The organism is Aurantiacibacter suaedae (genome assembly GCF_005434915.1).
Lineage (GTDB): Bacteria > Pseudomonadota > Alphaproteobacteria > Sphingomonadales > Sphingomonadaceae > Alteraurantiacibacter > Alteraurantiacibacter suaedae.
In genome coordinates, this window is sequence record NZ_SKCG01000002.1 from 604,444 (window position 1) to 626,970 (window position 22,527).

At 64.1% G+C, this 22,527-nt stretch carries 23 protein-coding genes; 16 read left to right on the forward strand and 7 right to left on the reverse strand.

Annotated features, from left to right (window positions below):
- Positions 1-20: 20 nt before the first annotated feature.
- On the reverse strand, positions 21-1,610 hold the full coding sequence (locus tag E0473_RS09315; RefSeq protein ID WP_137680911.1) for a peptide MFS transporter: 1,590 nt from the start codon (positions 1,608-1,610) through the stop codon (positions 21-23).
- A 166-nt stretch (positions 1,611-1,776) separates the two neighbouring features.
- On the opposite strand from E0473_RS09315, the gene E0473_RS09320 reads away from it, so the two are divergent.
- Both E0473_RS09320 and E0473_RS09325 read left to right on the forward strand, forming a co-directional pair.
- Positions 1,777-2,115 (forward strand): GntR family transcriptional regulator, encoded by a 339-nt coding sequence (locus E0473_RS09320; protein ID WP_137680581.1) that lies wholly within the window; start codon positions 1,777-1,779, stop codon positions 2,113-2,115.
- A gap of 11 nt (positions 2,116-2,126) precedes the next feature.
- The gene (locus E0473_RS09325) at positions 2,127-2,543 is read left to right on the forward strand and encodes an integration host factor subunit beta (RefSeq protein ID WP_277751513.1); all 417 of its coding nucleotides are present in this window, start codon (positions 2,127-2,129) and stop codon (positions 2,541-2,543) included.
- A 111-nt stretch (positions 2,544-2,654) separates the two neighbouring features.
- Here E0473_RS09325 and E0473_RS09330 read toward each other — a convergent pair whose 3' ends face one another.
- Entirely contained in the window at positions 2,655-5,312 is a 2,658-nt protein-coding gene (locus E0473_RS09330; protein ID WP_137680582.1) for a TonB-dependent receptor, read from the reverse strand.
- A 362-nt stretch (positions 5,313-5,674) separates the two neighbouring features.
- Between E0473_RS09330 and E0473_RS09335 the strand changes: the two genes are divergently transcribed.
- The 14 genes from E0473_RS09335 (at position 5,675) to E0473_RS09400 (ending at position 16,567) form a co-directional block, all read left to right on the forward strand.
- On the forward strand, positions 5,675-6,958 hold the full coding sequence (locus E0473_RS09335; protein ID WP_137680583.1) for an MFS transporter: 1,284 nt from the start codon (positions 5,675-5,677) through the stop codon (positions 6,956-6,958).
- Positions 6,955-7,761 carry a CmcJ/NvfI family oxidoreductase gene (locus E0473_RS09340; protein ID WP_137680584.1) on the forward strand — a complete coding sequence of 269 codons (807 nt, stop codon included), beginning with the start codon at positions 6,955-6,957 and terminating at the stop codon, positions 7,759-7,761. The genes E0473_RS09335 and E0473_RS09340 overlap by 4 nt, the downstream gene beginning before the upstream one ends.
- Before the next feature lie 102 nt (positions 7,762-7,863).
- Complete coding sequence (locus E0473_RS09345; RefSeq protein ID WP_161981558.1) at positions 7,864-9,096, forward strand: serine hydrolase domain-containing protein; 1,233 nt, start codon at positions 7,864-7,866, stop codon at positions 9,094-9,096.
- Complete coding sequence (locus E0473_RS09350; RefSeq protein ID WP_137680586.1) at positions 9,093-9,497, forward strand: hypothetical protein; 405 nt, start codon at positions 9,093-9,095, stop codon at positions 9,495-9,497. Before E0473_RS09345 ends, E0473_RS09350 begins: the two co-directional genes overlap by 4 nt.
- A gap of 17 nt (positions 9,498-9,514) precedes the next feature.
- Entirely contained in the window at positions 9,515-9,934 is a 420-nt protein-coding gene (locus E0473_RS09355; RefSeq protein ID WP_241657424.1) for a carboxymuconolactone decarboxylase family protein, read from the forward strand.
- Positions 9,934-10,410: a nuclear transport factor 2 family protein gene (locus E0473_RS09360; RefSeq protein ID WP_137680587.1), complete on the forward strand. Its 477-nt coding sequence runs from the start codon at positions 9,934-9,936 to the stop codon at positions 10,408-10,410. The genes E0473_RS09355 and E0473_RS09360 overlap by 1 nt, the downstream gene beginning before the upstream one ends.
- Positions 10,411-10,432: 22 nt before the next feature.
- Entirely contained in the window at positions 10,433-10,846 is a 414-nt protein-coding gene (locus E0473_RS09365; RefSeq protein ID WP_161981560.1) for a nuclear transport factor 2 family protein, read from the forward strand.
- Between the two features lie 3 nt (positions 10,847-10,849).
- Complete coding sequence (locus E0473_RS09370) at positions 10,850-11,602, forward strand: SDR family NAD(P)-dependent oxidoreductase (protein WP_137680589.1); 753 nt, start codon at positions 10,850-10,852, stop codon at positions 11,600-11,602.
- A gap of 28 nt (positions 11,603-11,630) precedes the next feature.
- The gene (locus E0473_RS09375; protein ID WP_161981561.1) at positions 11,631-12,773 is read left to right on the forward strand and encodes a serine hydrolase domain-containing protein; all 1,143 of its coding nucleotides are present in this window, start codon (positions 11,631-11,633) and stop codon (positions 12,771-12,773) included.
- Positions 12,774-12,906: 133 nt separating this feature from the next.
- Entirely contained in the window at positions 12,907-14,484 is a 1,578-nt protein-coding gene (locus E0473_RS09380) for a phytoene desaturase family protein (protein WP_137680591.1), read from the forward strand.
- Complete coding sequence (locus tag E0473_RS09385) at positions 14,481-14,693, forward strand: hypothetical protein (protein ID WP_137680592.1); 213 nt, start codon at positions 14,481-14,483, stop codon at positions 14,691-14,693. The genes E0473_RS09380 and E0473_RS09385 overlap by 4 nt, the downstream gene beginning before the upstream one ends.
- Positions 14,693-15,475: an SDR family NAD(P)-dependent oxidoreductase gene (locus tag E0473_RS09390; RefSeq protein WP_137680593.1), complete on the forward strand. Its 783-nt coding sequence runs from the start codon at positions 14,693-14,695 to the stop codon at positions 15,473-15,475. The genes E0473_RS09385 and E0473_RS09390 overlap by 1 nt, the downstream gene beginning before the upstream one ends.
- A 146-nt stretch (positions 15,476-15,621) precedes the next feature.
- A complete protein-coding gene (locus tag E0473_RS09395) occupies positions 15,622-16,248 on the forward strand; it encodes an SGNH/GDSL hydrolase family protein (protein ID WP_137680594.1) in 627 nt (208 codons plus the stop codon).
- A gap of 61 nt (positions 16,249-16,309) precedes the next feature.
- Positions 16,310-16,567, forward strand: a complete 258-nt coding sequence (locus E0473_RS09400) for a hypothetical protein (RefSeq protein WP_137680595.1) — start codon at positions 16,310-16,312, stop codon at positions 16,565-16,567.
- 19 nt (positions 16,568-16,586) lie between these two features.
- On the opposite strand, the gene E0473_RS09405 is transcribed toward E0473_RS09400, so the two are convergent.
- From E0473_RS09405 to E0473_RS09425, 5 genes are read right to left on the reverse strand one after another with little or no spacing between them, the layout of a single operon-like run.
- Positions 16,587-17,471, reverse strand: a complete 885-nt coding sequence (locus E0473_RS09405) for an NAD(P)-dependent oxidoreductase (protein WP_137680596.1) — start codon at positions 17,469-17,471, stop codon at positions 16,587-16,589.
- Positions 17,468-18,283 carry an N-acyl homoserine lactonase family protein gene (locus E0473_RS09410; protein WP_137680914.1) on the reverse strand — a complete coding sequence of 272 codons (816 nt, stop codon included), beginning with the start codon at positions 18,281-18,283 and terminating at the stop codon, positions 17,468-17,470. The genes E0473_RS09405 and E0473_RS09410 overlap by 4 nt, the downstream gene beginning before the upstream one ends.
- Positions 18,284-18,285: 2 nt before the next feature.
- Complete coding sequence (locus tag E0473_RS09415) at positions 18,286-19,467, reverse strand: cytochrome P450 (RefSeq protein WP_161981562.1); 1,182 nt, start codon at positions 19,465-19,467, stop codon at positions 18,286-18,288.
- Positions 19,464-20,357 carry an MBL fold metallo-hydrolase gene (locus tag E0473_RS09420; RefSeq protein ID WP_137680598.1) on the reverse strand — a complete coding sequence of 298 codons (894 nt, stop codon included), beginning with the start codon at positions 20,355-20,357 and terminating at the stop codon, positions 19,464-19,466. The genes E0473_RS09415 and E0473_RS09420 overlap by 4 nt, the downstream gene beginning before the upstream one ends.
- 10 nt (positions 20,358-20,367) lie before the next feature.
- Positions 20,368-22,038 carry a GMC family oxidoreductase gene (locus E0473_RS09425; protein WP_137680599.1) on the reverse strand — a complete coding sequence of 557 codons (1,671 nt, stop codon included), beginning with the start codon at positions 22,036-22,038 and terminating at the stop codon, positions 20,368-20,370.
- Between the last annotated feature and the right edge of the window lie 489 nt (positions 22,039-22,527).

The following is a 22,527-nucleotide window of genomic DNA, read 5'->3' on the forward strand; positions in this document are numbered from 1 at the left end:
GCGTGCGCCGCCCGCTGAAATCAGCCGCGCACCTCGGGATGGACGCCTGCCGCCTGCGGCTCGCCCACTTCGCCGCCGCCGACCAGATCGTCGCCGACATTCTCGTCTTCGAGCGTATCGAGGTGCATCAGCTTCTTCACCAGCGGGCTGACCAGCAGGACCACAACGCCCACACCCACGGCGACCCAGCCGACGTTGGAATAGACATCGAGCACCACTTGCTTGCCCGCTTCCTCGCCCACGCCCTCACCGCCCGTGGCGGCCGCGATCAGGCCAGCGGCGAAGTTGCCGGTGGCCGAGGCGAAGAACCAGGTGCCCATCACCAGCGAGGCCATGTGCGCCGGGCTCAGCCGGTTCATGGCCGAAAGGCCGACCGGAGACAGGCACAGTTCGCCCGTGGTGTGCAGCAGATAAACGAGGAAGATGAGGATTACCGGGGTGGCGGCATTCACGCCTACCGCCTGCGCGCCCCACACCAGCACCAGAAAGCCGAGCCCGACCTGCACCACGCCGAGGCCGAACTTCATCGGGGCCGAAGGCTCGAACCCCCGGCGGCCCAGCCACAGCCACAGCCCGGCAAACAGCGGGGCCAGCGTAACGATGTAGATCGCGTTCAGCGACTGGAACATCGCCGCGGTCGGCTCCCATCCGAGGATCGAGCGATCGACGTGGCGATCGGTGAACAGGTTGAGGCTCGATCCGGCCTGCTCGAACAGCGCCCAGAAGATGATCGAGACGATGATCAGGAACAGCGCGGCGAAAATCCGGTCGCGCTCCTGCGCGGGCAGCCTTACCACCGCGATGAAGACAACGTAGGCGACCAGCGCCAGCCCGAAGAAAGCCAGCACCCAGCCGACCAGATCCTGATACTGGATCGCGAGCCAGCACAGCGCGACCATGGCAAAGCCCGCGCCGTAGATCGCCCATTCCTTGCCGCCGGCCAGCGCCGCCGGATCCTTCGGTTCACCCCGGCCCAGCAGCAGCGGCTTGCCGATGATGAACACAATCAGGCCAAGCAACATGCCCACGCCCGCCGCGCCGAAGCCGTAGGACCAGCCATAATCCGGGTGCATTCCGAGATAACCGCACAGCAGCGAACCCAGCGCTGCGCCAACGTTAATGCCCATGTAGAAGATCGTGTAAGCCGGATCGCGGCGCACGTCGGTGCGGGGATAAAGCTGGCCGACCATCACCGAGATGTTGGCCTTGAGGAAGCCAGAGCCCACGATGATCAGCGCCAGCGCCAGCCAGAACACGTTGATCGCCGCGCCCGCCTGTCCGCCGTCGCCTTCGAAAGCCATGAACAGATGGCCCAGTGTGAGCAGCACTGCGCCAAAGGTCACCGCCTTGCGCTGGCCAAGATAGCGGTCGGCGAGATAGCCGCCCACCACCGGGGCGATATAGACCAGCGCCGTGTAGGCACCATAGATCACCGAGGCGTCGGCGTCGGAGAACATCCAGTGCTGGATGAGATAGAAAATCAGCAGCGCGCGCATACCGTAGTAGGAGAAGCGCTCCCACATTTCGGCAAAGAACAGGACAAACAGGCCTTTGGGGTGACCCAAAATAGTGCCCTTGGAATCCCCATCAGGCAGTGTTTGTGAAACCATATGTTCGTCCTCATCCATACTTGGCAGCGCGGCCGCAGCCTGCGCACAAGCGAGGCACACTAACGCCTCGCGCGCGCATGTGAAGCGCAAAAGGTTGCATTGGAAACCGACCTTGTGCGCTCTCGCTTGACCTGCGCCGCTGTATTATGGCAGTGAGGCACCTGTCATGAGCGACACCCGTCCCGTCTATCTGCGTTTGCGCGATCGCATTGCCGCCGCCATTATCGACGGGGTCTATCGCGAAGGTGAGATGCTTCCTTCGGTGCGGGCCTTCGCAGCCGAACAGGGGGCCAATCCCCTGACCGTCGCCAAGGCCTATCAGCAGTTCCAGGCCGATGGTCTGGTCCGCGTGCAGCGCGGCGTGGGCATTTTCGTGTGCGAAGGTGCGGCGGCCAAATTGCGCGAGCGAGAGCGGGCCGCCTTCCTGCGCGACGAGTGGCCCGAACTGTGCCAGCGGCTCAAACGCCTCGGCCTGCGGCTGGAAGACCTGTTAACGCCGGGGTAGGTCCGTCCACGGTGGCGGGTGATACAACGTTGCACTATGTCAAGTTCTCTGGCACTGAAACAGGCAAGCACGCGGGGGGCGCCAAGGCGGATCACTCGCGGCACAAAACAAAACCCTTCGTTTCGCGCGTCACTAAAGAGGTCTCGATGATCCGCTCTGAACTCCTGCAATCCCTCGCTGAGGATAATCCGGACTTGCGGGCCGAAGAGGTGGAACAGGTGGTGGACCTGTTCTTCGACGAAATTGCGCAGCGCCTGTCCGAAGGCGGCCGGGTAGAGTTGCGCGGCTTCGGCACGTTCTCCACGCGCCAGCGCGATGCGCGCAGCGGGCGCAACCCGCGCACCGGCGACAGCGTCGACGTGCCGGCAAAGAAGGTACCCTATTTCAAGCCGGGCAAGGAAATCCGCGAGCGTTTGAACGCCGACTGATTTCGTTTGCCAGTCGCAAGACAGGAAAAGGGGGCGCGATCCGAATAGGCTTCGCGCCCCTTTTTCTATGGCGGTGGCTGCCCTTCCTTGCGGGAGGGCAGCGCACCAGGATCAGAACTTGCGTCCGACCGAAAGCGACCACGTGCGCGGCATGCCGGGCTGCGCGGTCACCAGTCCGAGCGAGGTCGTAACGTCGCTAACGGTCAGGAAGTAATATTTGTCGAACACATTCTGCACTTCGAGAGCGACGTTCCAGTCCTCGTCGGCGGTGGTGAAGCCGAGTCGGGCGTTGCCGAGGAAGTAGCTGTCGATCTTCGACCACGAGGTGTTGAAGCTGTCGGTGAAGATCTCCGACTGATAGGCCCCGTCGAAGCGGGCCATCAGCGTTCCGGCGTCCATTTCGTAGTCGTACTGGATGCCGAAGCTGTAGGTCCATTCGGGCGTGAAGGGGGTCACTTCGTTGCCGATCAGGCCCGAGGCACCGACGTCGGTATATTCGAAATCGATGTACGACAGGCCGCCGTCGAGCGAGAGGCCGTCGACCGGGTAAGCCGACATTTCAAGCTCGAAGCCCTTCACGTCAGCCGAGCCGACATTGTTCGGCTGGAGACACGGCGTGCTCGGGCAAGCCGACAGCTGCAGGATGATGTTGTCGTACTTGTTGAAGAAGGCGGCACCGTTCAGGCGGAGGCGACGATCCAGAAGGTCGGACTTGAAGCCGAGTTCATAGGTCGTGATCGTTTCCGGGTTGAACGCCTTGAGCTGGTTGCATGGCCCGGCCACATAGCCATCGGCAGGGTCGCAGCTTCCCGCTGACGGACCGAAGAACGGCCGCGGGTTTACGCCGCCGCCCTTGAACCCGGTTGACGCTGAAGCATACACGAGGAACCCGTCCGAGAAACGGTAGTCTGCCGCGAGGCGCCAGTCCCACCGATCGCCTTCGAAGGTGTCCGAAACGTCGAACAGCCCGACCAGTAGACAGTTAGGCGTGTTGCCCAGCGCCGTAGGCAGGGCTTGCGGCAGGCCATTGGGGCCAAGCACGACATTGCCGTCGGCATCGCGGATGACTGGTCCGGCGCCGACGAACGACTCGCAGGCGGGCGGGAAGATATCGGGCGTTCCGTCCGCATTGACGTCGAACGGCGCGGTGCCGTCGGGATTGGACCGGAAGTAGGTGTAGATCTTCTCGTCCTTCGTATAGCGAATGCCGCCGGTGAAGCTGAGCGAGTCCGTCGGACGGATAGTCAGCGTGCCGAACCCGGCCTTGGTGGTGCTCGGCGTGGTATCCGGGCCGTGGATGAAGTCGATACCGGCATAGTTCAGATCGACCCGGGCGGTGTATTCGCCGTCCTGGTCGAGATAGTAGCCGCCAACCGTGCCTTCGATCAGTCCGTCGGCCAGTTCGAAGTTGACGCGGACCTCCTGGCTCCACGCACGGTGGTTCAGCTGGTTGTCGAGCTGTGCGACCGGAATCGGCGTTCCATCCTGATCTTCACCCCAGTTGGACTGGTATTCGCGCCACGAACCGATCCACACCAGTTGCAGGTTTTCGGTAGCGTCGAAGGTGATGTTGCCGTGCACACCCCAGCCGACGAGTTCGCTGATCGGATTCGTTGCGTAGGGCTTGTAGGGCGCCTGCGAAGTGGGCTGGCGTGCGTCGAGGAAGTTGCCATAGTTGATGAAGCGCGGATCGAGCCCCTGCAGATTGCCGCCGGTGTCGCAGCTGTAAGGGCCGGATGGCACGAAGGCGCAGCTGCCCGGTACTGCATTACCATCCTTGCCGACCAGCCAGGGCAAGGTTTCATAGCGGCCCACACCGGGGATAAAGGGGGCCGCAGGGTTGTACTCGCCAAGCGAGACGGCCGGGTTCTGCGAGAACGGGTCGAATGTCTCTGGGGTGTCCGATACCGCGCCCATGGCGAGGAGAACCTGCGGCCCGGCTTCGCCCTTGTCTGACGAGTAATCGCCCGAGACATTGACCTCCAGCCGATCGGTCGGGACCCAGCGCAGCGCCAGGCGGCCGGCCACGGTCGATCCGCCGCCGAGCGTCTCGTTGCCGGCATTGCCGCGCCCGCGTGCATTGTTGGCTGGCACGTTCGAATCCGGGTGTGTCGTTGCATAGTCGAGGCGCGTGACGTAGCCGTCCACGCTGCGACCGATCCCGGAGACACGGGCGAAAAGATTGTCGGTTATCGCGAAGTCGGCCATCCCGCGCGCTTCGATCCGGTTGTACGAACCGTAGGTTGCGCGGAAAGAGCCGCTGTTGTCGCCTTGGGGGCGCGCGCTGAAGAGTTTGATCGCACCGCCGATGGAGTTCTTCCCGGCGAGTGTGCCTTGCGGGCCGCGCAGCACTTCGATCCGGTCCAGATCCATCAGGTCAAGCAACGAGCTAGATAGCGTCGGGATGAAGACATCGTCGATATAGACACCCACACCGGGATCGAGCGCATAGTTGAAGTCGACTTGGCCGACGCCTCGGATGAACGCGATCAGGCCGCTGCCGCCGCCCTGCGGCTGCGCTTTTAGGGTGACGTTCGGTGCCTGTGCGGCGACTTGGGCGATGTCGGTCTGCCCGCGGGCTTCCAGCATCTCGGAGTTGACCGCGGTGATTGCGATCGGGGTATCTTGCAAATTGGCTTCGCGGAACTCGGCGGTGACGACGATTGTATTGGTGCGAGCACCTTCTTCTTCATCTTGCGCGAAGGCTGGCGCCGCCATCCCGGCCATAATGGCCAGCGACGACACGACGCTGAGCGACTTGAACTTCATCAGGCATCCTCCCCAGGTGCGAGGGCCAGTGGCCCTCCGATGTGGTGCTCTGCCAGCGGTCAGATTTATGTAGCGATCCGACGGCAGAACTGGCGGGAGAAATACAGGAAGTGTGCTAAAATTTTGAGCACAAGCTGCCTGTTTCAGTCATCTCTCCCGCAACCTGCTTAGACGGTCTGTCAAGGCAATCAAGCCGCCTTGGTAACGGAACAACAGGGGGCAGCTATCTGTCGCAATTTGGCAACAGTGATACGTCGGGCGGCTTGTTGACTGTTACGCAAGCCGGGGCTTGCCCCGCTGCCCGCGCCGCGTCATGCTGCACCGCTGAGGTGGCAAGAAAAGCCGCCCACGGGAGAGACTGTATGACGAAGGCTGGCAGCGTCGCACATGCGCGGCTGGGCGGCTATGAGCTGAGAGTTCTGCTGCTGCTCGGGCTGGCCTACGGGTTCGCCTATTTCGATCGCATGGCGATGACCTTCCTCGGCCCGCTGGTGAAGGCTGACCTTGGCTTGAGCAACGAGGAGCTGGGCTGGCTCGGCTCGGGCCTGTCGCTGACCTGGGCGCTGGGGGCCTACTTCGTGGGCCGCTGGTCCGACCGGATCGGCAGGCGCAAGCCGTTCCTGCTGGCCGCGCTGGTCGTCTTCTCGCTGTGTTCGGTCTTTTCCGGGCTGGCATGGAGTTTCGGTTCGTTGCTGGTCAGCCGGATCGTGATGGGCGCGGCGGAGGGACCGTTCCTGCCGATCTGTCTTGCAATCATGGTCGCCACCTCGGCCGAGCACCGCAAGGGGCTGAACGCGGGCGTGGTTCAGAACGTGTTCGGCTCGATCATCGGCACCGCCCTGGCGCCGGTGGTGCTGATCGCCATTGCCGAGGCTTTCGACTGGCGCGCGGCGTTTTTCTTCTCGGGCATTCCGGGGCTGGTGCTGGCGTTGCTGATCTGGCGCTTTATCCGTGAGCCGATGGCCGAACCGGCCATGGCCGTGCCGGTGCGCCGCGAAACGTTTGGCGAGATGATCGGGTCGGAACTGCGCGAGATGCGCGGGCTGATGGCGACGCGCAACATCGCGCTGTGTTCGCTGGTGAGCGTGTTCGGGGTCGGCACCGTGGTCATCGGCTCGATCTTCATGCCGCTCTACCTCGACGGGCCGCGCGGGATCGAGCCTGCCACCTGGAGCCGGATCATGTCGGTGATCGGATTCTCGCCCGCCGTCGGCGCAGTGAGCGCCGGGCTGTTGTCCGAGCGGATCGGGCGCAAGCCGGCGCTGGTGCTGTTCTGCGCGCTGTTCGCGATTTCGCCCGCTGCGCTGCTGTGGCTAGATTCTTCGCCGGTGGTGCTGGCGATGGCGCTGTTCGTGAGCTGGATGGGGCTGGGGTCGTTCCCGCTGTTCATGGGGGTGATCCCCGCCGAGACGCTGGGGCATGCCCGCGCGGCGACCGCCATGGGCGCGGTGGTTGCCGTGGGCGAGATCTTCGGCGGCTTCGCTTTGCCGCCGCTGACCGGGCGGCTGGCCGACAGCTTCTCGCTCGACTTCGCGCTCTATGCGCAGCTCATTTGCGGAATGCTGGCGGCGCTGGTGGCGCTGTTTGTGGCCGAGACCAACCCGCGCTTTGCCTCTAGCCAGAACGAAAGGACGGCCCCGCAATGACCAAGGAGGCGACGCTGCCGCGCGATGTCACCACCACGTTGCGGCATGTGAAACGCGGCGAGAAGGCGACCTTCTACGCGGGTGACCGCGAGCGCAGCTACTGGCCCGGCGAGGAGCACGAGGTCACGATCCACGACATGCGCCCGATCCTTGAAGAGCTTGCGCTTGAACGCAACGGCTTCGTGCTGATCGAGGAGCCCACCGACGTCACCGACTTTACCGATCCGGACGAAAAGGCGCGCTATTCCCGCCAGTGCGAAGCGCTGGTGCAGCGGCTGACCGGCGCGGACAAGGTGGTGAGCTTCGGCGCAGTCGTGCGCACCAGCGCGGCTGGAACGCACGGGCATAACCAGCCCGCCTTCGGGGCCCATGTCGATTATGGCGCGCTCACCGTGGCCGATTACACCTTCGACCTGCTGCCGCGCGAAGAGGCCGAGGCGCGGTTGGCGCGGCGGCACATCCTGATCAACGTCTGGCGTCCGATTGCGCCGGTCGAATCGACGCCCTTCGCCGTTGCCGATGCCAGCACCATCCGCTGCGAAGACCTGTTCGACAGCGAAGTCGTCGGCGGGCTGGGCGGGATCGACCGCTCGCTTTGGGGCTTCAACCTCGCCCATGCGCCGGGGCAACGCTGGTATTGGGCGCCGCAGATGCAGCCGCACGAGCTGCTCGCCTTCAAGCTGTTCGATAGCGACGACGATGCCGTCCAGTTCACCGCGCACACCGCGTTCGAGGATCCGGGCGCACCTGCCGATGCCGCCCCGCGCCAGTCGATCGAGCTGCGGACCATCGCCTATCTCTGACCGCGCGCCGCGATTGCGCCCGCAGCCCATTGCCACGCGGCCTTTGCACCCGTAGCACTAAAAATCGTTAGAGTCGCAAGTACTCAACGGGAGAGAGAAACCTTGGGCCATTTCGATTTCGAGAAGACCGTCGAAGCGCGCGGTGGCAGCGCCACTCTGCGCGGGATCTGCGACGAGAAGTTCGCGCCCGTCTTCGATGCCTTCGTGCAGAATTTTGAACAGGAAGAAGAGCTGGGCGCGGCCTGCTCGGTGGTGGTGGACGGCGAGACCGTGGTCGACCTGTGGGGCGGCTGGGCCAATGCCGATCGCAGCCGCGAATGGGATGCCCATTCCACCGTCTGCATGATGAGCACGGCCAAGGGCGTGACGGGAATCGCCTTCAACATGGCTGTAGATCAGGGGCTGATCGATATCGACAAGCCGGTGGCGCATTACTGGCCCGAGTTCGCGCAGAACGGAAAAGAGGATATTCTCGTGCGCTGGTGCCTCGATCACCGCGCGGCGATTCCGGTGCTCACCACCGATGTGCTGTGGCCCGGCGTGTTCCTCGAATATGGGCCCTACATCAAGGCGCTCGAAGTGCAGGAGCCGCTGTGGGAGCCGGGCACGCGCGCGGCTTACCATGTGCACAATCAGGGCTTTCTATTGGGCGAGATCATGCGCCGGGTGACGGGGCTGACGGTCGGCCCGTTCCTGCGCGAGCATGTCACCGGGCCGCTTGAGGCGGAATATTACATCGGCGGGATGGACGCAGAGGAGCAGAGCCATGTCGCCGAGGTGCTGCCCAACACCGGAGCGCGGCTGTTCGCGGCGAAGGATACGGCCATGCCCGAGAAACCCTCCACGCCCGAAGGCTGGCAGGATGGCGCGGTGCTGCGCAAGTTTGCCTTCCTCCAGAACCCGGAGGAGCCGTGGCACACCACGATGAACTCACCGAGTTGGCGCACCTGCGAGATCGCCAGCGGCTCGGGCCACGGCAATGCGCGCGGGGTGGCGCGGATCTATGGCGCGGCGACGGGCGAGGTCGAGGGTGTGTCGCTGTTGAGCAACTCCGCGCTGGAGGCGATGATCACCGAGCAGCACAACCAGGTCGAGCTGTTGCAGGACCGGCCCTATCATCAGGCCTTGGGCGTGCTGCTGAACACGCCTGAGGCCGTCTACATGGGGCCGAACATGCGCAGCTTCGGACACCATGGCCTCGGCGGCTCGATTGGTTTCGGCGACCCCGATGCGAAGCTCGGCTTTTCCTATTGCTGCAACCAGATGCACGCCGTGGGCGACAACGGCCCGCGCGCAAGGCGGCTGATCGACGCGGTTTACGGGGCGTTCGAGTGATGGCGCTGCACAAGGCCGCATCGACCGCGATATTGGTTGCCGGGGTTAGCGCGTCGACCATTGGAATCAGTCATTTATACGATGTTTGGAAGACCAACAGGCTGCGAGTTGAACGTTCTGCCGACATAGAACGGGCAGAGCAGTTTGGGCACGCAGTCTCAAAATGCAGAGAAACTCTTTGTCAGATCGAATTTCCAAAAAATCCCTCATGCAAGAAAGCAATAAATCTCATTGCATCGCCAGTGTTTGAAGTAAATGAATCTAACCGTATTGATCATTTGGAATCGAGAATTTTGTTTTTTGCAACATACTCTGATTGGCTCGAGATGGAGGCAGGTGTTTCCGTGATGGGCCATCATGGGTCCTGCGGACAATCATTGAAATATATTCGCGAATATTAGTCATCGAAGGTTTCAAAATGACCGACAAGAAAAGCGCGCCCGAAATGACCGGACAGGAGATGTTCGACCAGGGCATGGCGATCCGCCGCAAGGTGCTGGGCGACGAATATGTCGACAAGGCGCTGGCGAAAAGCGGGCCGTTCAACGAGCCGTTGCAGGAGCTGGTCACCACATATTGCTGGGGGTGGAACTGGGGCCGCGAGGGCCTGCCCCTGCGCGACCGCAGCCTGATCAACCTCGCCATGATCGCCGTGCTCGGCCGAGAGAACGAGCTGAAGATCCATATTCGCGGTGCGCTCAACAACGGGCTCTCGAAAGAGGAAATCCGCGAGGTGTTGCTGCAGGTGGGCATCTATGCCGGCATCCCGGCGGCGGTCGATTCGTTCCGCATCGCCAACGAGGCCTTTGCCGCCATCGAAGCCGAGGAAGCCGAGTGATGGATGCCAGCGCGCGCCTCCTGATCGAGCACGAATGCGGCAAGTTGCCGCTGCTGTTCGCCAGATATGCCGACAACGGCGACCACGCTGCGCTGGCCGACCTGTTCACGGCGGATGGCACCTACGACCGCCCGTTCAGCCCCGGCTACCCGTTCCACGGGCGGACACGCATTCAGGCGATCTTCCGCGACCGCCCGCCGATCCTCGTGCGCCATCTGGTCAGCAACGTGCTGGTCGAGGTGACTAGTGAAACCACCGCGCGCGGTAGCAGCTACCTCATCATGATGAGCAACCACGATCACGTCACCCCGCCGCAGAAGTCGAACGGCATATTCGTGGGCGGGTTCGACGACGAATACGTGCTCGACGGCGACACATGGCGCTTTGCCAGCCGCAAGGGCCACCTCGCGCTGCACGAGGGCGGGGCGATACCCAATTTCCCGCCGCCATCCGACGAGGCGCGCGGGCTCAGCTAACCATCCACGGGAGAGGATGACAATGACGGTAACAGCCGCAAACGCAAACGAACAACTGGTGCTCGATTTCTTCGAGGTGCTGTCCTCGGGCGATCTGGAAAAGCTGCGCGCGTTTTACCACGACCATTCGGTGTGGGAGCCCAAGGTCAAGGAGATCGCGGGCGCCGGCAAGCACATCGGGATGGACATCATCGACAAGTTCCTCGCCCCGGTGCGCGGGATGTTCGAGCCGGGTGATCCCAAGATTCACGTGCAGAACATGTTCTCTGCCGGGCCATTCGTCTGCGTGGAGAGCAACTCCACCGGCAAGACGCTGGACGGCCTCGTCTATGACAACGACTATTGCTGGGTGTTCGAGGTCTCGAACGGCAAGATCGACGCGATGCGCGAGTATATGGACTCGCATTACACCGCCAAACTCTTTGGTATGGAGTAAGCGATGGCGCGTTTCGATGGCCAGCCGATCCTGATTTCGGGCGCCGGGCGCGGGCTGGGCGAGGGGATCGCGCGGCACCTCGCTGCCGAGGGTGCGATTGTCGGTGTGGCCGATATCAACGGTGAAAGCGCACTCGCCGTGGCCGAGGCGATCATTGCCGAGGGCGGCAAGGCCTTCAGCTATGGAGCGGACTGCGGCAGCCGCGCCGCGTTTTTCCAACTGGCTGAGGACTTTGCTGCGGATGCCGGGCCCCTGCGCGCGGTAATCAACAACGCCTCGGTGCTGGTTTACGAGCCGATAGAGCAGGTGACCGAAGAGACGCTCGACAAGATGCTGTCGGCAGGGCTGAAAAGCGTGTTCTGGGGCGTACAGGCCTTCCTGGCCCACCGTAACGAAAGCGCGCCGGGCTCGATCCTCAACTATTCCTCGCCGGTGGCCTATCGCGGGCGGCCCAATACCGGGGCCTATACCACGATCAAGGCCGGGATTGCCGGGCTGACCAAGGTGCTGGCCGGAGAACTCGGTCCGCGCGGGGTGCGGGTGAACGCGATTGCGCCCGGCTCGGTGCCCACGCCCGCGACCGAAGGCTTCGTTACCGCCGAACAGTACGAGCAGCGCGCCAAGGGCATTCCTTTGCGCCGCAATGGCACGCCGCGCGATGTGGCGCAGGCGGTGTCCTTTCTCCTCAGCGATGAGGCGGAATTCATCAACGGAGCGATGCTCGCCGTCGATGGCGGCATCATCGCGGCCGGGTGATCGTGCGCTGCGAACGGGGAGAGAAACGATGAAAATCTGGCAGGAACGCCTCGACCACCTCAAAAGCGTGATCGAAGCCGACATCGCGAATGACGATTATTTCGGCGTCGTGCTGCGCGTGGCGCGCGGCGGTACCATCGTGTTCGACGAGGCCATCGGCCACGCCTATGCGGGGGGCGAGAGGCCCTTGCAAAAGGACGACGTGTTCTCGCTGTTCTCGGTTACCAAGGCCTTCACCAACGTGCTGATAATGCGCGCCATCGAAGAAGGGCGCTTCCAGCTCACCACCAAGGTGAAGGACGTGCTGCCGGAGTTCACCGGCAAACCGCGCGAGGATGCGACGTTCTTTCACCTCATCACCCATCAGGCGGGGATGCCCGGCGTGTGGAGCCCGAAGCCGGGCATGTTCCTCGACCGCCTGCAGGAGCTGTTCGACGAGAGCATCGCCCATGTCCACGGCACCAGCCAGCCCGGCGAGAAGAGCGACTATTCGCCGCTGGTGAACCATGTGCTGATGGGGATGGCGCTGGTCCGCACCGACCCGAAGGGCCGCAACTATCAGACGCTGCTTTACGAAGACCTCTTCGCCCCGCTCGGCATGGATTCGACCTCGATGGGCCTGCGCCCCGATCTGGATGCACGCCACGTGCGGCCAGACATGCGCGGCACGGTCCCGATTAAGCACCTCTCGCGCAATATCGAAGGCGATCACGCGCTGTTCGAAGATCCAGAGGTCGAGGCCCCGCATGTCGGCTGCGCCAGCACCTGCGGTGATCTCTGGCGCTTCGCCGAGATGCTGCGGCGCGAGGGCGAGCTGGATGGCGCGCGCATTCTCTCACCCCGCATGGTGCGGCTGGCGCGCAAGGTCCACACCGGCGACAAGCCCAACGAGCTGTACAAAGGCGTGGCCCTGCGCGCCGGGTGGCAGGTGCCACCGGCCAATCAGGGGCTCGGCTTTCAGGTGCGCGGGAGCGGCGTGTTCCAGCACCTGTTCGGCCAGCTCGCCAGCCCCGAAACCTTCGGCAACTATGGCGCGGGCTCGACCATGTTGTGGGTCGATCCCGAAGCCGACGTGACTTTCTCGTTCCTCAGCGCGGGGGTGATGGCGCAGGCGGCGAATATCGAACGCTGCGGCAAGCTCTCCGACATCGCGCTGAGTGCGATGCTGTGACCCTTCGAGCCACACCACACCCGCTCACCCTGAGCCTGTCGAAGGGCAGCCACGACTTCGGCCCAACCGTGGGGCGACCCTCGGTGCATGTCCTTCGACAGGCTCTGGACGAGCGGATTTTGGGAAAGAGACCATGAGTGACGCAGACATCATCGTAATCGGCGCAGGGCACAATGGCCTCGTCGCGGCTGCCTATCTGGCGGTGGGGGGCAAGCGGGTGCTGGTGCTCGAACGCAACGAATGGCTTGGCGGCGGGGTAGTCAGCCGCGAGCTGACCGAGCCCGGCTTCCTCCACGACCAGCACTCGATGAGCCACATCTTCATCCAGGGCAATCCGCTGCTGCTGAACGATGATCTCGGCCTCAAGCGCAAGTACGGCCTCCAATACGTGTTCCCCGAAGTGCCGATGATGAGCGTGTGGGAGGATGGCACCACCCTGCCGCTTCACCGCGACCCGGCCAAAAGCGCGGAGGCCATCGCGCGGTTCAGCCAGAAGGACGCCGAGACCTTCCTCACAATGAGCCAGCAAGCTGCGCAGTGGCTGCCGATGATTCAGGCCGGGCTCTATTCGCCGCCGATGCCTTTGGGCGCGCAGGCCGCGATGATGGACCAGAGCGGCGAGGGTCAGGAGATCATGCGGACCATGGCCGTCTCCACCTTCGATCTGATGGAAGAGCTGTTCGAGCACGACAAGGTGAAGGCGCATTTCGGCCGGGTGGCGGGCGAAAACCTTGTCAGCCCGGATGAGAAGGCGACCGGCATCGGCGCCTATGTCTTCCTCGGCTTCCTGGAGAAATTCGGCTTTGGCGTGCCGGTGGGCGGCTCGGGCAGCCTGACCAATGCACTGGTCGCCTGCATCGAGGACCACGGCGGCGCGGTCCGCTCGGGTTGCGAGGTGCGCGAGGTGTTCACCGATGGCGCGCGTGCTTCAGGCGTGGTGCTCGACAGCGGCGAGCGGCTCACCTGCACCGATGGCGTGATCGGCGCGCTTCACCCGCATATTCTGCCCGATGTCGTGCCGAGCCTGCCCGCCGAGGTCGCGCGCAAGGCGAAGCGCACGCACATCACCGATGCCGCCTGCTTCACCGTCCACGCTGCGCTCGATGCGCCGTTACAGTTCAAGGCGAAGAATGCCGATGGCAGCGCGCTTTCGGCGGTGATGTATGAGCTGATGCCCGCCAGCTACGAGGACATGCGCCGCGCCTTCGACGAGCTGCGCTATGGCAATTTCAGCCCCACCCCGCTGGTGGGCGTGGGCCAGTTGCCGCAACACGATCCCTCGCGCTGCCCCGAGGGCAAGAGCATTTTCCACGCCTGGGACTATGTGCCCTACCAGCGCAAGGACGGCCGCGATTGGGACGAGGCCAAGGGCGAATTCGCCGAGACCATGATCGCGCAAATGGGCAATTATATCGAGAATGTGCCCGAAGCGGTGCTCAGCTACCACTGCGACTCACCCGTCGACATGGAGCGCACCAGCCCCAGCTTCCTGCGCGGTGACCTTCACGGCATCGCCACCACCACCTACCAATCGGGTCGCCACCGGCCCACGCCCGATCTTGGCGGCTACACCGTACCCGGAGTCGAGCGGCTCTATCTGGTCGGTCCGTTCCAGCATCCGGGCGGCGGGGTGTTCGGGGCTGGCCGCGCGACAGCCATGGTGATGGCCGAGGATCTCGGCATCGATTTCGACGGGATTGCAGTGGCATGAAGATCCGCGCAGCCGACAAAAGCGAGCTGATGGAAATCAGCAAAATCGAGGTGAAGGGCGACGATCTCGTGCTGAAGGGCAAGGTCTATGGCGCAATGCCGATGACCGCTATCGTCACCCCCGAGGAAGCCCGCAAGTTCGGCAAGATGCTGACGCCGAAACTTATGTGGTTCCTGCTCACCATGCCATTTCGGAAAGGAGCCAAGTGATGCGCCACAAGGACAAGTCCATCATCGTCACCGGCGCGGCGGGCGCCATCGGATTTGCCACCAGCGAAATTCTCTGCCGCGACGGGGCCGAGGTGATGCTGGTCGATATCGCCGCCGACAAGCTGGAACAATGTGTCGCCGAGCTGCAAGGCAAGGGTTATAAGGCGCACGGCCACGTCGCCGATTGCGCTGATGACGCGGCGGTCGAAGCCTATGCCAAGGCGGCGCACGACACATTCGGCAAGATCGACGGTTTCTTCAACAACGCCGGCATCGAAGGCGAACTGGCCCCCACGCACGAATACGACATCGGCTGGTTCGACAAGGTGCTGCACGTGAACCTGCGCGGCATGTTCCTCGGCTTGCGCTTCGTGCTGCCTTACATGGTCGAAGCGGGCAGCGGCGCGGTGGTGAACACCGCCAGCATCGGTTCCGAGCGCGGGCTGGCGGGGGCCTGCGCCTACAATGCCGCCAAGCACGGCGCGGTCGGCCTCACCCGCACTGCGGCCAGCGAAGTGGCGCAGAAAGGTGTTCGGGTGAACTGCGTGATGCCCGGCGTGATCGAGACCCCGCTGCTGGTCGGCATGCTCGACCAGATGTTCGACAGCGTTGAAGAGGGGATGAAGAAGCTCGGCCAGACCGCTACGCTCAACCGCGTGGGCCAGCCGCGCGAGGTGGGCGATGTCGTTTCCTTCCTGCTCAGCGAGGAGGCGAGCTACGTCAACGGCGCGAAGTGGGAAATCGACGGCGGGGCCCTGGCGACGATCAGGAACGATATCTAAGGGCCGGCGTAAAGACCTCTCGAAGGGAAACGACACTGCGCAAAGTCCTCAATATTCTCGCCGTGCTTAGCCTTGTGGCGGGATCGCAGGTGCAGGCGCAGCCCGCGCCAAATCGGCAGGCCGCGCCCGTTATCCGGCCCGTGCCGGTGGTCCGGTCCGTCCCGTTCGAAGCGGACATCGAGGCTTTCGAACTGGTGGACGCAGCCTTTCCGCCGCCACCGTGTTCGACGCTGTTCGTCGGCTCGTCCTCGATCCGGATGTGGCGGAGCCTTGCCAACGATTTCTCCGACCGCCGGGTGCTCAATCGCGGCTACGGCGGTTCGACCATCGCCGATACGGTCCGCTTCTTCGACCGCATCGTGACGCCCTACGCGCCCCGCGCCATCGTGTTTTACGCTGGGGAGAACGATCTCGCCGCCGGCAAGAGCCCGCGGCAGGTGTTTCGCGATCTGCAGGCGTTGCTGCGGCTGAAGCGCGAACGGCTGAGCGATACGCCGATGTGGGTCGTCTCCATCAAGCCCTCGCCATCGCGCTGGGCACAGCGGGAAGATCAGGTCGAATTCAACGCCATGGCGCGCGAGCTGGCGCTGGAGGAAAGCGACGTGGGCTATATCGACGTGGCCTCCCCCATGCTGACCCCGGCCGGCACGCCGAAGAACATCTTCGGAGCCGACCGGCTGCACATGCGCGCCTCCGGCTATCGGATATGGACCGATGTGATCCGCGCCGCTTTGCAGGATGTTCCGCCGCCCTCGCGCTGCCGCGCGCGATAGTCAGGAACCAGCCCGCATCATCAGGGGTTTATCCTGCAAAGACCCCAACAGGAGAAATACCATGATCGGCAAGATTATCGGCGGCTTCGCAGGCGCCAAGATGGCGGAAAAGACTTCGAACATCGGCGGTGCCGGTGGCGCGCTGCTCGGCGCGGCGAGTGTGGCCGTAGTACGCCGCCTCTCGCTTCCGGCGCTGATCGCGCTCGGCGCGGGCGGCTATGCCTACAAGAAGTATTCCGAACGCAAGACGAAGACGCCCGAGGAAAAGGCTCGCGAAAAGGTGCAGGCGGACACCACGGTGGCGGCAGCGGGGGTCTGATCTCACGAACGGAGGAGGCTCAGGCCGGCCTTTCGGGGTTGAGCCCGGCGGCTTCCTCCACCACCTTGGCGATGGCGGTGAAATCCGCCTCGCCGCCCTCGCGCGCCAGCGTGCGTTCGAGATAGTCGGCGATGATATGGCCGAGCGGCAGCGGCACTTCGGCTGCCTCGGCCTCATCCAGCAACAGGCGCGTATCCTTCAGGCTCAGCGCCGCCGCAAAGCCGAAGTCGAAGGTGCGCGGCAGGACCGATTTGGGCCATTTGTCGCGGGTGGCTGAATTGATACCGGTCGACTGATTGAGCACGTCGATCATCTTGGCCGGATCGAGCCCGGCCTTGATCCCGAAGGCCATGCCCTCCGCGGTGACCCCGATAGCGACTGCGCCGAGCAGGTTGTTGACCAGCTTCATCGTTTGCCCCGCTCCGGGCGTTTCGCCCATGAAGGTAGGCTTGCCCAGCCGTTCGAGCAGCGGTTCGAGCCTTGGATAATGCTGCGCCGGGCCGCCCACCATCAGCGACAGCGTGCCATCGTGCGCCTTGGCGATCCCGCCCGACACCGGCGCGTCGAAGCTCGCCACGCCTCTCGGCGCAAGCAGCGCATCGAGTTCGGCTGCGAGCTGCGGCCCCGAGGTCGACAGATCGCACAGGATCGCTGGGCTGCCGCCACCGGCGATCTCGGCCATCGCATCGCGCACGATGGCCGGGGTTGGCAGGCTGGTGAACACAATATCGCACTGCGCGCCGAGCGCCTTTGCACTGTCAGCAGCCTCAGCCCCCTTGGCCACCAGCGCGGCAATGGTATGGGGGGCGATGTCGTGGACCAGCAGGCTATCGACATGACCGATCAGGCGTGCGGCCATGCCTGCGCCCATCCGGCCCAGTCCGAGAAATCCAACCTTGGTCATGTGTGCTCCGATAACGCGTTGGCGATTGCGGTATGCGGGGCGAGATCGACCCGCGCGATGTCGTTATCCGAGGGGAAGCAGCGCAGCACCAGCGGATCGTGGCCCGGAATGACGTGGTCAAGCGAATGGCCCGCTAGGTCCATCAGCCGCTTCTGGGCTTCCGTATAGGCGGCTTCGTCGACGAAGATAGGGAAGGGAATCGCGCGGGTGATGTTGGCATAGAGATGCGCGGCGTCGCTCGCCAGCACCACGGCCCCGCGCGCGGTGTCGCAGACCACCGCCTGCAACCCGGCGGTGTGCCCGGCAAGCTGCACCAGGCGGATGCCCTGCGCAAACTGGCTGTCGCCATCGTGGAACACTACGTGGTCGGCATAGAGCTTGCGCACCAGTTGCGCGACCGGCTCGCCATCGAACGGCGCGCGGGTCGGTTCTTCGAGAATATGGCGGCTGGTGGCGAAGGCGAGCTCGGCGTCTTGCAGATGGAACCGCGCATTGGAAAAGGTGCTCAGGTTGCCAGCGTGGTCGTAGTGCAGGTGGGTGAGGATCACGTCCTCGACCAGCAGCGGATCGATCCCCGCCGCGCGCAACCCTTCGCTCACCGAGCGGGTGATTACGCGCCCGCGCGCCACCGCTGCCTCCTCGCCGAAGCCGGTGTCGACCACCAGCGGCGGCGCGCCTTCGCGGTGGATCGCCCACACGAAATAGTCGAGCGGCATCGGCAGATCGTGATCGTCGACCGGCGCGGCGAAGTTGGCCGCAGCCGTCCGCTCGTGCCGGGCGTAGCGGATGGCGTCGATACGGGTGACGGCCATGCTCAAGTGAACTTGAGCCTCACGGGCTGCTTGATCGGGCCGTGGCCGACGGTGGTCATCCACGGCTCGTATTCACCTGCGATTTCGAACGCCTCGACCTCGCGCACGAGCGTGCCGAGAAACGCCTGCGCCTCGGTCTGCGCGAGCATCCGCCCGACGCAGCCATGCACCCCGTAGCCCCAACCGAGCGAGTGCCTGGTGTCGCGCTCAATGCGATACTCATCAGGCGCGTCCCAGAAGCGCGGATCGCGGTTGGCGGCGGCGAACATCAGCCCGCAGCGGGTGCCGGCGGGCACCACATAGTCGCCAATCGCCACATCGACCGTGGCGATGCGGCCCGCCATGCGGCTGGGCGAATCCCACCGCAGCGATTCGTCGAAGGCGCTGCGCAGCAGCTTGGGATTCGCGCGCAGCTTGGCATATTCCTCGGGGAACAGCGCCCAGGCGCGGATCGCGTTGGCCATGGTGAGATAGGTGGTGTCGGCCCCGGCGCTGAGCACGGTTTGCAGCAGCAGCTTGGCCTCGTCCTCGGTCACTTGCCCCGCATCGGCGGCGGCGAAGATGCTCGCGCCGATGCCCGCCGGATCGAGCGCATTCCGATCGCAGGCCGTACCAAGCCATTCGACCACGGCGCTGAAATCGTGGTCCATCGCCTCGTCGAACAGCTCGCCCGGTGGCCCCATCGTCGCCCAGACCATTTGCGAGAAGCCGTGCATGTGGTGACGGCCCTCCTTGGGCAGGCCGAGCACCTCGGGCAGGATGTCGAAGATCCACGCCTGCGTGATCTCGCCCACGGCGTCGACGGCCTCGCCTTCACGCTCGCGCAGCTTGCCGACGAACGCTTCGGCGGAGGCCTGAAAGATCGCCTTGGTCCGCTCCAGCGCGCGCGGGCTGAGCGCGTCGGAGACGACCTTGCGCACCTGCGTGTGGCGGGGCGGATCGTCGGTCAGGAGGATTTCGGGCCGCGGCGAATTGGGATCGTGCCAGGGGCGGCTAGTGGAGGAGAAGCTCTTCCAGTCGAGCAATCCGCTGGTGACGTGTTCGTGCCGCGCGATCATGCAGGTGCCGTCGTGCAGCCGCACCACGGGGGCGAATTCGCGCAGGGCATCGTCGACGCTGCGGGCATCGCGCACCGCCTCGGGGGTGAAGATGTCGAGCGGATAGTCGGGGATCGGCGTGCTCACAGCCCAAGCCCCCGGAACCACACCTTGCCATCTGCGCCGGTTTCGAAGTGCCCGGCGGTCGGCTCGGCGAAGTGGGCGCCGACGATCAGCGTGCCGCTGTCCTTGTAGGTGTCGACGAAGGCGACGCGGGTGGCGCGGCCTGCATCCTTGTCCATGTCGAAGGTGGCGTCGCGGTGCGGCATCGCGCATTGCATCGGGTGGTGCATCAGGTCGCCGGTGATGACCGCGCGTTCGCCCTTGCTCTCGATGCGGACGTGGATGTGGCCGGGGGTGTGGCCGTGGCTCGGCTCGCAGGTGAGTTCGGGGCAGATCCGGTGGTCGGTATCGATAAAGTCGGCCATGCCCAGCGCCACGATCGGATCGACGCATTCGACCAAATGGCCGTCCGAATGCACGCCATCGTGGCGGATCACCTCCTGCCATGCCTCGTATTCGGTCTTGCCGAAGAGGTAGCGGGCGTTGGGGAAAGTCGGCTTGTATTCGCCGGTTGCCGGGTCCTTGTAGGTGTTCCAGCCGACATGGTCGAAGTGCAGGTGAGTGCAGAACACTATGTCCACCTGTTCGCGCGTGATGCCAAGGCTGGCGAGGTCTTCGAGAAAACCTTCGGGCAAGTTGCAGAACACATCGAAATCGCGCTCGCGCCCCGCGCCGATGCAGCTGTCGACCACGATCACCTTGTCGGGCGTCTGCACCACGAAGCCCTGGAAGTTCATCCGCTGCTGGCCCTCCGGGGTGGCATAGTGCGGGTGCAGCCAGTCGAGCGCGATCACCTCTTCCGGGGTGGCGTCGGGCATGGTCATGTGGATGTCGTCGCGGAAGTCCCAAAGCTCGACGATGCGGCTGATTGTTACATCGCCGACCTGCCAGCTCTTCACGTGCTCTGCGGCCATTGTCCTCTCCTCAGGCTGCCACAGCCGCTTTCGGCTTGTAGCGTGCTACACTTTCCTCCGGAAGCTGCGCCGGTGTCAACCGCGCTTTGCCGAGAACGAAGTCGGCGCATTTCTCGCCGATCATCACGCAGGGGGCGTTGGTGTTGCCGCCGATCACGCTGGGCATCACGCTCGCATCGGCCACGCGCAGGCCATCGATCCCGATCAGGCGCAGCTCGGGGTCGACCACGGCGCTTGAATCGTCCGCCGCCCCCATCTTGCAGGTGCCGACCGGGTGGTGAACGGTGTAGCCTGTCTTGCGGATATAGGCGTCCCACTGCTTGTCGCTCTGGCACTCCGGGCCGGGGGCGACTTCGGTGCCCTGATACTTCGCGAAAGGCTGGCTGGCGAAGGCCGTGCGGGCGATCTTCAAAGCGCGGATCAGCGGCTGGATATCGTCGGGGTGTTCGAGCAGGTGCGGGTCGATCAGCGGGGCTGCGGCCGGGTCGGCGGAGGCGAGCGTCACTTCGCCGCAGCTCTTGGGATAAAGCGCCACCGGGCTGATCGCATAGCCGTGGCCGACCGGGAACGGCACGCCCTTAACCGTCAGCCGCCTGGCGGGCTGGAACACGAATTGCACATCGGGCCTGGCGAGGCTCGGGTCGGTGCGCAGGAAGGCCACGCTCTCGAACACGTTGCCCGCGAGCGGCCCCTTGCGGGTGAGCAGATAGTTGAAAAACTGGAGCACGTTGCGCGGCATCGCGCGCCAGCTGATGCCATAGCTGGTCATGTCGCCCGTCTCCATGTGGATTGGGCTGGCGACATGGTCCTGATAGTTCTGGCCGACGCCGGGCACATCGTGGACCACTTCGATGCCGTGCTCGCGCAAATGTGCGGCGGGGCCGATGCCGCTGAGCATCAGGATCTGCGGGCTCTGCACCGCACCGGCGCTCAGGATCACCTCGTGGCGGGCGCGCAGAATACGGCCATCGGTCAGCTCGACCCCCACCGCACGCCGGTTCTCGACCACGATGCGCGCCACCCGCGCATCGACCTGCAAATGGATATTCCCCCGCGCCATCGCGGGGCGGAGCATGCATTTCGCCGTGCTCTCGCGCTGGCCATCACGGATCAGGCCCTGACGGCGGCCATAGCCCTCGGGATCGGGGCCGTTGAAGTCGGGGCAGGCGGGGAACTGCTGCTCGGCCAGCGCGGCCATGAAGTCGTAATTGAGCGGGTTCGGCCCCTCGACCATCTTCGCGTTGATAGGGCCGCTGGTGCCGTGGAAGACGCTTTCGGGATAGTCCTCGTTATGCTCGGTGCGGGTGAAGTAGGGCAGCACCTCGGCATAGGACCAGCCCTTGCAGCCCGCGTCGGCCCAGTCGTCATAGTCGGTGGGGTGGCCGCGAAAGTAGACCATGCCGTTGATCGAGCCGCTGCCGCCGATGACTTTTCCGCGCGGCACGCCGATCTTGCGGCCTGCCATGCCGGGCTGGGGGACGGTCTCGAACCCCCAGTTGGTGACCTTGCGCCCGATGGCGGCGGCGACGAAGCTGGGCACGTGGATGAACGGATGGCTGTCATGCCCGCCCGCTTCGAGCACGCAGGTGGTCTTGCTGGTGTCCTCGCCCAGCCGCGCGGCCACGCATGCGCCGGACGAACCTGCGCCAATGACGATGTAGTCGAACTCGCCTGCCAGCATTGTTGTACTCTCCCGCCGCGCATGGTGCCAGCGGGCGCGATGATTGCAAGGCTAATTGTGTTGGGCGTTAGGGTTGGGGGATGTTAGCGCTTTTTGCGCTTGCTCGATCAGTGATCCAATCGGAGAATCCCGGTGACCACAGAAAAATGATCTGCCCAATCGAGAGACCCGAAAAAATAACAAAACTGAGCCAGTCCTCAAGCCCGCTTGGCGGCCAATAGGTTCCGTAGCGGGTAGCTCGGTATGCTAACAATAAGATGTCGCCAATAAATAGGGTCGTAAGAACGATCCGGGCAATGGTGCTTTTTCCTCTAGACGCTGCCAGAGCTAACAGGAGCGTCGCTACGCCAACAAAAACCGAGATAGCCCGCTCGATTGGATCATTTGGCCATAGCCAGAGAGCAATTATACCGAGTGTGAAGAGTAGTATAGTGAGAGCCTCGAACCATCGAACGGCCTTGGGCATTTGAGAGCACGTCGGCCTTTCCG

Coding starts and splice junctions, on each gene's coding strand:
- E0473_RS09315 (WP_137680911.1), bottom strand. CDS start 1,610: ATGGTTTCACAAACACTGCCTGATGGGGATTCCAAGGGCACTATTTTG.
- E0473_RS09320 (WP_137680581.1), top strand. CDS start 1,777: ATGAGCGACACCCGTCCCGTCTATCTGCGTTTGCGCGATCGCATTGCC.
- E0473_RS09330 (WP_137680582.1), bottom strand. CDS start 5,312: ATGAAGTTCAAGTCGCTCAGCGTCGTGTCGTCGCTGGCCATTATGGCC.
- E0473_RS09335 (WP_137680583.1), top strand. CDS start 5,675: ATGACGAAGGCTGGCAGCGTCGCACATGCGCGGCTGGGCGGCTATGAG.
- E0473_RS09340 (WP_137680584.1), top strand. CDS start 6,955: ATGACCAAGGAGGCGACGCTGCCGCGCGATGTCACCACCACGTTGCGG.
- E0473_RS09355 (WP_241657424.1), top strand. CDS start 9,515: ATGACCGACAAGAAAAGCGCGCCCGAAATGACCGGACAGGAGATGTTC.
- E0473_RS09360 (WP_137680587.1), top strand. CDS start 9,934: ATGGATGCCAGCGCGCGCCTCCTGATCGAGCACGAATGCGGCAAGTTG.
- E0473_RS09365 (WP_161981560.1), top strand. CDS start 10,433: ATGACGGTAACAGCCGCAAACGCAAACGAACAACTGGTGCTCGATTTC.
- E0473_RS09370 (WP_137680589.1), top strand. CDS start 10,850: ATGGCGCGTTTCGATGGCCAGCCGATCCTGATTTCGGGCGCCGGGCGC.
- E0473_RS09375 (WP_161981561.1), top strand. CDS start 11,631: ATGAAAATCTGGCAGGAACGCCTCGACCACCTCAAAAGCGTGATCGAA.
- E0473_RS09380 (WP_137680591.1), top strand. CDS start 12,907: ATGAGTGACGCAGACATCATCGTAATCGGCGCAGGGCACAATGGCCTC.
- E0473_RS09385 (WP_137680592.1), top strand. CDS start 14,481: ATGAAGATCCGCGCAGCCGACAAAAGCGAGCTGATGGAAATCAGCAAA.
- E0473_RS09390 (WP_137680593.1), top strand. CDS start 14,693: ATGCGCCACAAGGACAAGTCCATCATCGTCACCGGCGCGGCGGGCGCC.
- E0473_RS09400 (WP_137680595.1), top strand. CDS start 16,310: ATGATCGGCAAGATTATCGGCGGCTTCGCAGGCGCCAAGATGGCGGAA.
- E0473_RS09405 (WP_137680596.1), bottom strand. CDS start 17,471: ATGACCAAGGTTGGATTTCTCGGACTGGGCCGGATGGGCGCAGGCATG.
- E0473_RS09410 (WP_137680914.1), bottom strand. CDS start 18,283: ATGGCCGTCACCCGTATCGACGCCATCCGCTACGCCCGGCACGAGCGG.
- E0473_RS09420 (WP_137680598.1), bottom strand. CDS start 20,357: ATGGCCGCAGAGCACGTGAAGAGCTGGCAGGTCGGCGATGTAACAATC.
- E0473_RS09425 (WP_137680599.1), bottom strand. CDS start 22,038: ATGCTGGCAGGCGAGTTCGACTACATCGTCATTGGCGCAGGTTCGTCC.